Annotated in this window: 8 protein-coding genes and 1 pseudogene; 4 read left to right on the top strand and 5 right to left on the bottom strand. The window is 66.2% G+C overall.

Annotation, left to right across the window (positions count from 1 at the left end; translation table 11 throughout):
* Both AC1DOC_RS22555 and AC1DOC_RS22550 read left to right on the top strand, forming a co-directional pair.
* On the top strand, nt 1-493 hold a 493-nt coding region (locus AC1DOC_RS22555; RefSeq protein WP_478130518.1), incomplete at its 5' end, for an ABC transporter permease.
* A 10-nt stretch (nt 494-503) separates the two neighbouring features.
* Nucleotides 504-980: a nucleoside deaminase gene (locus tag AC1DOC_RS22550; protein ID WP_369663333.1), complete on the top strand. Its 477-nt coding sequence runs from the start codon at nt 504-506 to the stop codon at nt 978-980.
* Between the two features lie 14 nt (nt 981-994).
* Here AC1DOC_RS22550 and AC1DOC_RS22545 read toward each other — a convergent pair whose 3' ends face one another.
* The 4 genes and pseudogenes from AC1DOC_RS22545 to AC1DOC_RS22530 form a co-directional block, all read right to left on the bottom strand.
* Nucleotides 995-1,219, bottom strand: coding sequence for an oxidoreductase-like domain-containing protein (locus AC1DOC_RS22545; protein WP_307595221.1), 225 nt, complete (start codon nt 1,217-1,219; stop codon nt 995-997).
* A gap of 43 nt (nt 1,220-1,262) precedes the next feature.
* The gene (lpxO, locus tag AC1DOC_RS22540; RefSeq protein ID WP_436300628.1) at nt 1,263-2,159 is read right to left on the bottom strand and encodes a lipid A hydroxylase LpxO; all 897 of its coding nucleotides are present in this window, start codon (nt 2,157-2,159) and stop codon (nt 1,263-1,265) included.
* A gap of 142 nt (nt 2,160-2,301) precedes the next feature.
* Nucleotides 2,302-2,700 (bottom strand): OsmC family protein, encoded by a 399-nt coding sequence (locus AC1DOC_RS22535; protein WP_369663341.1) that lies wholly within the window; start codon nt 2,698-2,700, stop codon nt 2,302-2,304.
* A gap of 55 nt (nt 2,701-2,755) precedes the next feature.
* A pseudogene (locus AC1DOC_RS22530) lies at nt 2,756-3,095 on the bottom strand (Lrp/AsnC ligand binding domain-containing protein).
* A 129-nt stretch (nt 3,096-3,224) separates the two neighbouring features.
* Between AC1DOC_RS22530 and AC1DOC_RS22525 the strand changes: the two are divergent.
* Nucleotides 3,225-4,526, top strand: a complete 1,302-nt coding sequence (locus AC1DOC_RS22525) for a D-amino acid dehydrogenase (RefSeq protein ID WP_478129091.1) — start codon at nt 3,225-3,227, stop codon at nt 4,524-4,526.
* 298 nt (nt 4,527-4,824) lie between these two features.
* Here AC1DOC_RS22525 and AC1DOC_RS22520 read toward each other — a convergent pair whose 3' ends face one another.
* Nucleotides 4,825-5,907: an aromatic ring-hydroxylating dioxygenase subunit alpha gene (locus AC1DOC_RS22520; protein WP_478081163.1), complete on the bottom strand. Its 1,083-nt coding sequence runs from the start codon at nt 5,905-5,907 to the stop codon at nt 4,825-4,827.
* 297 nt (nt 5,908-6,204) lie between these two features.
* Here AC1DOC_RS22520 and AC1DOC_RS22515 point away from each other — a divergent pair.
* Nucleotides 6,205-7,096 (top strand): ABC transporter substrate-binding protein (locus AC1DOC_RS22515; RefSeq protein WP_478130517.1); only part of this gene is annotated, 892 nt, incomplete at its 3' end.

The raw sequence follows: 7,096 nt of genomic DNA, 5'->3' as shown, positions 1-7,096 counted from the left end.
CTATCCGCTCATGACGGCCTTCAACGCGCTGCCCAAGGCGGCCTTCGTGCCGATCCTCGTGGTGTGGTTCGGCATCGGCGTCGGGCCGGCGATCCTCACGGCCTTCCTGATCAGCTTCTTCCCGATCATGGTCAACATCGCGACCGGCCTTGCCACGCTGGAGCCCGAGCTCGAGGACGTGCTGCGCGTGCTCGGCGCCAAGCGCTGGGACGTGCTCATGAAGATCGGCCTGCCGCGCTCCATGCCCTACTTCTTCGGCTCGCTCAAGGTGGCGATCACGCTCGCCTTCGTCGGCACCACGGTGAGCGAAATGACCGCGGCCAACGAAGGCATCGGCTACCTGCTGATTTCGGCCGGCTCGGCCATGCAGATGGGCCTGGCCTTCGCGGGCCTGATGGTGGTGGGCGCAATGGCCATGCTGATGTACGAGCTCTTCAGCGTGATCGAAAAACACACGACCGGCTGGGCGCATCGCGGATCGCAAAACCAATAGGGCACCACGGATGACACGCGACCAGATCATCCGCGCGCTGCGCCGGGCCGACGAAGTGGCCCGCCGCGCCATGGCCATGGGCCGCCACCCCTTCGGCGCGGTGCTCGTCGCGCCCGACGGCGAAACCATCCTGGCCGAGCAGGGCAACATCGATACGGTGAACCACGCCGAAGCCACGCTGGCGCGCCACGCGGCGCAGAACTGGTCGGCCGACTACTTGTGGCAATGCACGCTGGTCACGACCTTCGAGCCCTGCGCGATGTGCGCGGGCACCAGCTACTGGGCCCACATCGGCCGCATCGTCTACGGCGCGGAAGAAGGCGCCCTGCTCGCGCTCACGGGCGATCACCCCGAGAACCCCACGCTGAGCCTGCCCTGCCGCGAAGTGTTCGCGCGCGGGCAGAAGAAGATCGAGGTGATCGGGCCGGTGGCCGAGGTGGCGGAAGAAATGATCGCCACGCACCGCGGGTTCTGGGAGGCGCGTTAGAGCGTTAGGTAGCGCTAGGCCAGCAGCAGCGTGGCCTCGTCGCGCCAGTAGGCCACGGCGGCCAGCCAGCCTTCCCACACGCAGCCGTTGCATCCGCGCCCGCAGCAGGTGGTGGGCTCGGGCGGCGGCATGCGCAAGGCAAGACCCCGGGCCTGAAGGAGCGACTGGACGCTCGCGATCAGCGCCTGGGCACTGGCAAGATCGACCGGAACGGGCAGGTCTTTGTCTGCGATGGACATGGGCTGGCGGCGGTGGCCGGGCACCGCGCGGCAGGCTTGCGCCTTACCAGAAGATCCAGAGCGCCAGGCCGCCGAAGATGGCCCACTTCACGAGGTAGTACACCCGCTTGTCCCAGGCCTTGAGCCGCTTGCCGATCACGCGGATCTGGTAGATGTACTTGAAAGCGCGGTTGATGCCGCCCGTCTTGTCGCCGGCATCATTGGGCGAGGCCGCCGCCGCCAGCAGGTTCTTGGCGAACCAGCGGTTCACGGCGCTGGCCCAGCGGTACTTCAGCGGGCGCTCGATGTCGCAGAACAGGATCACGCGGTCGTGGTCGGTCGTGTTCTCGGCGTAGTGGATGTAGGTTTCGTCGAACACCACGGCCTCGCCATCGCGCCAGTGGTAGCGCTGGCCGTCCACGTCGATGTAGCAGCCCTCCACGCCCGGCGTCCACAGGCCCAGGTGGTAGCGCAGCGAACCGGCGAACGGGTCGCGGTGGCGCACCAGGCGGCTGCCCGGCGGCAGTTCGGCGAACATGGCCGCCTTGATGGTGCCGATGCCCTTGAGCAACTCGGTGGTGCGGGGGCACAGGATGGCGGCCGAGGGATGGGCCTCGTCGTACCACTTGAGGTAGAAGCGCTTCCAGCCGCTCTTGAAGAAGGAGTTGAAGCCCACGTCGTTGAACTGGCTCGACGCCTTGATGCTGCCGCCGTTGCGCATGGCGAGCGCCTCTTCGCGGATGACCTGCCAGTTTTCCTCGAGCACGCGCATCTCGGGAAATTGCGCGGGCGACAGGTACGGCGTGCTCGGCACCTTCGAGAAGATGTACATGAAGGCGTTCAGCGGCGCGAGGAAGGTCGAGTGATCAGACAGCTGCCTGAAGAAACGATGCCGGACCTGGCCGCGGAAATGAACGTAGAGCGCGCTGAGCGCGAAGATGGCAAGAATGACCCACTTCATTGTTGAAAGTGTCCTGTAGACGGCGCGGGGGTAGCCGGGTAGTGTAATTCGTCGCCCCAAATTCGACCTGACCAGGCCCTTTTTGGCCCTGTCCAGCGATGTCCAGGACCCGCACCCCACGCCCTGCGCGAGTGGGCGCCACTCAGGCCCAGCCGGTCTCGATCTCGGTCTTCACCTCGGTCATGAGCCGGTGCACCGGGCACTTGCCGGCCACGCGCAGCAGTTCGTCGCGCTGCGCCGCGGTCAGCTCGCCGGTCACGCGCAGGCTCGACTTGAGCCGGTAGACGCCCTTGCGCTCCTCGCTGTCGTCGCGGTCGATGATCACTTCGATGTCTTCCACCGGCATGCCCTTGCGGCGCGCGTAGATCAGCACGGTGAGCGCCTTGCAGGCGGCCAGCGATGCGTCGTACAGGTCATGCGGCTGCGGCCCCGCATCGCTGCCGCCGCCGGCCGGCGAGGCATCGATGGGAATCTCGTGGTTGCGGATCTTGAGGATGTGACGCGTACCCGTGATGCCGTCGCGCCGGACCGTGATGCTCATGCCGATGTCCTTGTGGGGTGTGGATGCCGGGCGCGATGGTAGCCCGCCACCCGCTTCAGCGGTCGACCGCGAGCATCAGCGTTTCCTTGATCTCCTCCATCACCACGTAGCTGTGCGATTCGGCCGCCACGGGCAGCTTCTTGAGGATGTCGCCCAGCAGGTGCCGGTACTCGCTCATGCCGCTCAGGCGCGCCTTCACCAGGTAGTCGAAGCTGCCCGAGACCAGGTGGCACTCGAGCACCTCGGGCATGTGCAGCAGCTCCTTGCGCACCTTGTCGAACAGCGCAGGGCGATGCCGACAGGCCGATGCGCTCGGCGAGTTCGGTCATGGAAATGCGGCCCTGGCGCTGCAGCAGGTCGAGGATCTTGCGGTCGATACGGTCGAGTTCGGGCATTTCACTCCGGGGCTGGCAATTGGCTCGATATCTGCAGCGAATTCCACTGTGAATCTTAGAAAAACAATGGAATCCACTGGATTGTGCGCTTTAGATTCCATGCATTCACCTTCATTCGCGTAAATACCCATGAAAGTCATCGTTCTCGGCGGCGGCGTGATCGGCACCACCACGGCCTACTACCTGGCGCGCTCCGGCGCCGACGTGACGCTGCTCGACCGGCAGGCCGGCCCGGCCGAGGAAACCAGCTTCGGCAACGCCGGGCAGGTGTCGCCGGGCTACTCGACGCCATGGGCCGCGCCCGGCATTCCGCTGAAGGCGATCAAGTGGATGTTCCAGAAGCATGCGCCGCTGTCGATCCGCCCCGACGGCACGCTGTTCCAGCTGCGCTGGATGGCTGCGATGCTGCGCAACTGCTCGCCCGAACGCTACGCGGTCAACAAGGAACGCATGATGCGCGTGGCCGAGTACAGCCGTGGCTGCCTGCAGCAGCTGCGCGCGGAAACCGGCCTCAGCTACGAGCACCGCACCGGCGGCACGCTGCAGCTGTTCCGCACGCAGGCGCAGCTCGACGCGGTGCAGCGCGACATCGCCGTGCTCGAGGAGTGCGGCGTGCCCTACGAACTGCTCGACCGCGATGCGCTCGCACGCGTGGAGCCTGCGCTGGCCGGTGCGCGCGACCGGCTCACGGGCGGCCTGCGCCTGCCGAACGACGAAACCGGCGACTGCCACCTGTTCACGCGCGGCCTGGCCGACATCGCCCGCGGCATGGGCGTGGACTTCCGCTTCGGCCAGTCGGTCGAAGGCCTGGAGATGGCGGGCGACCGTATCACGGGCGTGCGCACCAGCGCCGGCAAGATCCTCACGGCCGATCGCTACGTGATGGCCTTCGGCAGCTACTCGCGCGCCGCCATCGCATCGCTGGGGCTGGACATTCCGGTGTACCCCGTCAAGGGCTACTCGCTCACCGTGCCGCTGATCGACGAGGCGCTGGCGCCGCAATCGACCGTGCTCGACGAGACCTACAAGGTGGCCGTCACGCGCTTCGACAACCGCATCCGCGTGGGCGGCATGGCCGAGCTCGGCGGCTTCGACCTGCGCCTGAACCCGCACCGCCGCGCCACGCTCGAAAAAGTGGTGAGCGACCTGTTCCCCGGCGGCGATCTGCCGCGCGCCACCTTCTGGACCGGCCTGCGCCCGATGACACCCGACAGCACGCCCATCGTCGGCGCCACGCGCTACGCGAACCTGTTCCTCAACACCGGCCACGGCACGCTCGGCTGGACCATGGCCTGCGGCTCGGGCAAGCTGATCTCCGACCTCGTGACCGGCCAGCGTCCGGAGATCCGTACCGATGGCCTGGCGATGGACCGCTATGCGCAAGGTGCGCCGCGCACTGCGCGTTCGAATCCCGCGACTGCGCCGGCCTGACGCCTACGTTTCGGGGGGTCTATTCGGGGCGCGTGCACAGGCCACCGGGTACTCCCCTCCGCGAATGTCCCCCGGCTTCGCCTCCTCCTTTATTTCATTTCGCTGCGGGGAGTACCCGATGCCCTGTGCACCTGGGCACGCTCGTTGTGCACCGCTGATCAACCAGTGCTCTGATCACGCTCCCGCTGATGGGGTGCCTTGCGCAGCGAAATCAAGGAGGAGGCCGAAGGCCGGGGGACATTCGCGGAGCAAGGTACCCCGTCGGCGGGAGCGCCGCCCTGAACGACAACAACACCGTTCAGGCAGCCTTTGCAATCGGAATCGTCCCGCTGCTCATGCCGCGGTAGACCTCCGCCTCGCCATGCTTCGCAAGCAACTGCATCAGGTGCTTGCGAATCAGCATCCCCGGCCGATCGGACTCCATCGAATACTCGACACCGCGCCGCCGCGTGTCGACCAGCGCATCAGGGTCGGTCGATTCGAGGATGTCCTTGTCCTCGCGCGTGACCGCCTCGTCGAAGTCGATCAGCATCTGCGCCGTGCAGTCGGCCTCGGTGTCGTTGCGGAACAGCCATTGGCACAGCTGCATGCGGCCGTCGTCGATGGGCGTGAAGCAGTTGATGATGATGTGGCGCACGCCGCTCGGATACTCGATGTCGAGCCGGCGCGAGAACGGCAGGAAGTAGGCGTTGCGCATGTGGCGCGTGGTGATCGCGTCCGTCACGCCGCTGATGGCGTGGAACTTCACCGGGTTGGCCGCCTCGATCACTGTCTCCGCGTAGAAGCCGTTGTCGTTCTCCACCAGTTCGTACTTGCTCGGCTTCGGGCTCGCGGCCACGCCGAAGGTGGCGCGGTGCACGAAGCTGAAGTGCGAATTGTCGAACGAGTTCTCGAGCGCGCGCATCGGGCTGGTCTGCCACTCTTCGTAGAACTGGAAGATCGTGCGGTAGCCCGGGTCGTCGAATTCCGGAATCGCCGGGATGTCGGCGATGGGCTCCTCGAGCGCCACCCAGGCGTAGCCGTAGCGCGCAGTGCAGCGGTAGGCGGTGGTGCGGTATTCCGGCGAGATCTTGCGGTCGGCCTCGTACTGCGGAATGCGGATCACCTGCCCGCTGCGGTCGTAGGTCCAGCCGTGGTAGCCGCACTGGATGGCGCCCTGCCCGCAGGCCTGGCCTTCGGCATCGACGCACCAGCCTTTCGACAGCTTTGCGGTGCGATGGCAGCAGCGGTCGCGCAGCGCGGCGGGCTGGCCGTCCGCATCGATGAAGAGAACGATGTCTTCGCCCAGCAGCCTGAAGGGCTTCGGGCCGTTGGCCAGTTCGGTGAGCGGCATGACGGCATGCCAGAACTTGCGGAAGACGGGTTGTTGGGTGACGAGCATGCGTGGACTCCTTCTGTTGTTGCGCGTGGGTACGAACGAACCTGAAAGAGCAATTTCCTGCCGCAAGGGCTGAACGCTTCTACTCTGCGCCACCTGCCATGCAAATTGCGCGCCTGCATTGTGGCCTGGGCCAGCCACGCATTCAAGCCCCTGGCATGGCTCGTGCATCGACTCCCGCAAGAGTAGAAGCGTTCAGCAGCGCACGCACCACCCTTGTGCGCCCGCCCGGAAATTGCTCTTGAAGTGCCTTCCGCCCTGCGCGGAGGGATTCAAGACCCGAGGATTCCGAGGCCCACCATGCAACGTCGTCGATTCTTTTTTCTTGCGGCCAGTGCCGCCGCCAGCACCCTTGCCGCTCCCGCCGTCTTCGCCCAGGGCGGCGGCAAGCCGACCCCGCTCAAGTTCACGCTCGACTTCCGCATCAACGGCCAGACCGCGCCCTTCTTCCTCGCGCACAGCAAGGGCTACTACCGGGACGAAGGCCTGGACGTGGCCATCGACACCGGCGCCGGCTCGGTCGCGTCGATCACGCGCATCGCGAGCGGCGTCTACCAGATGGGCCTGGGCGACATCAGCTCGCTGGTCGAGTTCAATGCGCAAAACCCCGGCACCCCGATGGTGCAGGCCGTGTACCAGTACTACAACCGCGCGCCCTTCGTGATCATCGRCCGCAAGGACCGCGGCGTCACGGCCGACTTCAAAAGCCTCGCGGGCAAGAAGGTGGCCGCGGCGGCCGTCGAATCGACCCGCCGCGCATGGCCGATGGTGGCGCGCAAGCAGGGCATGCGCAGCGACGCCTTCCAGTGGCAGACCACCGACTTCAGCGCGCGCGACAACGTGATGGTGCGCGGCGACGTCGATGCCGCCACCTACTTTCACGACTCTGCCATTTCGCTCTTCGCGCGCATGAAGGCGGAGGAACTGTCGGTGCTCAAATATGCGGACGCGGGCGTCAACCTGTACGGCAACGCCATCCTCGCGAGCAGCAACCTCATTGCGCAGAACCCCAGGGTGGTTGCAGCCTTCCTGCGCGCCACCAACCGCGCCATCGTCGAGACCTTTGCCAATCCGGCACCCAGCATTGCGGCCATGCGCCAGCGCGAACCGATCCTCGATGAGAAAATGGAGCTTGAACGCTGGGGTGTCACGGCGCAATATGTAGGTGCCGCCGACACGCGCGGCCACGGCC

The sequence above is a fragment of the Variovorax sp. 01T439_2 genome (assembly GCF_056398445.1).
Note: the sequence above shows the minus strand (reverse complement) of the source record. Positions and strands in the feature narration are given on the sequence as shown.

Bases quoted from the DNA above. Each gene is read 5' to 3' on its own strand.
- AC1DOC_RS22550 (WP_369663333.1), top strand. From the start codon at position 504: ATGACACGCGACCAGATCATCCGCGCGCTGCGCCGGGCCGACGAAGTG.
- lpxO (WP_436300628.1), bottom strand. From the start codon at position 2,159: ATGAAGTGGGTCATTCTTGCCATCTTCGCGCTCAGCGCGCTCTACGTT.
- AC1DOC_RS22535 (WP_369663341.1), bottom strand. From the start codon at position 2,700: ATGAGCATCACGGTCCGGCGCGACGGCATCACGGGTACGCGTCACATC.
- AC1DOC_RS22525 (WP_478129091.1), top strand. From the start codon at position 3,225: ATGAAAGTCATCGTTCTCGGCGGCGGCGTGATCGGCACCACCACGGCC.
- AC1DOC_RS22545 (WP_307595221.1), bottom strand. From the start codon at position 1,219: ATGTCCATCGCAGACAAAGACCTGCCCGTTCCGGTCGATCTTGCCAGT.
- AC1DOC_RS22520 (WP_478081163.1), bottom strand. From the start codon at position 5,907: ATGCTCGTCACCCAACAACCCGTCTTCCGCAAGTTCTGGCATGCCGTC.